Consider the following 799-nt stretch of genomic DNA (forward strand, 5'->3'; position numbering starts at 1 on the left):
GCTGTGAGTTCAAGCGATGGATGCAACACACTTATTAAACCGCTCTGCGGGTGATTCATAGTCTAGCGTTTTTCTCGGTCTTTCGTTGAGCTGTCTGGCAACACTGTTTAGTCTTTGCTGGCTGTGAACCGATAAGTCAGTTCCTTTTGGAAAATACTGTCTGAGTAATCTGTTTGTATTTTCATTTGAGCCGCGTTGCCAGGGGGATTGAGGATCGCAGAAATAAATCTGTATGTCTGTCGCTATAGTAAACCGAGTGTGGCTGGTCATTTCAGCGCCTCGATCCCATGTTAGTGTTTTATAAAGCTCAACAGGTAACTCCCGTGCTTGTTTGATGAGTGCAGATATAACAGTTATGGTCTTATTGTCCCTGACTTTGGCCAGCATAACAAAACGGGAATGACGCTCTACGAGGGTGACGATATAGGAGTTTTTCGAGCCCTGGATCAGATCACCTTCCCAGTGACCAGGTATGGCTCTGTCTGCGACTCCCGGTGGCCTTTCGCTGATAGGTATCGCATTCGGGATTTTCCCTAATCCTTTGCCTTTAAGCGATGATGTTCTGGATCTACGCACGACTCTTCTGCTTCTGAGGCATTGCTGCAGTTCTTTTTTTAATGCACCCCGGGTTTGTATAAAAAGCGTTTTATACATCGTTTCGTGTGACACATGCATTTCCTGACTATCCGGATAACAGCGTTTCAGCCAGCCGGCGATCTGCTCCGGCGACCAGTCCTGATGCATCTTCTCTGCAATGATGTTACACAATGCGGGGCTTTCAATTAGCTTGCAAGGTTTT

Annotated in this window: 1 protein-coding gene; it reads right to left on the reverse strand. The window is 46.6% G+C overall.

Annotated elements, in window-relative coordinates:
* Nucleotides 1–9: 9 nt before the first annotated feature.
* On the reverse strand, nucleotides 10–799 hold a 790-nt coding region (locus tag HA41_RS19420; protein ID WP_094122113.1), incomplete at its 5' end, for an IS30 family transposase.

It is taken from the genome of Pantoea conspicua, assembly GCF_002095315.1.
Taxonomy (GTDB): Bacteria; Pseudomonadota; Gammaproteobacteria; order Enterobacterales; family Enterobacteriaceae; genus Pantoea; species Pantoea conspicua.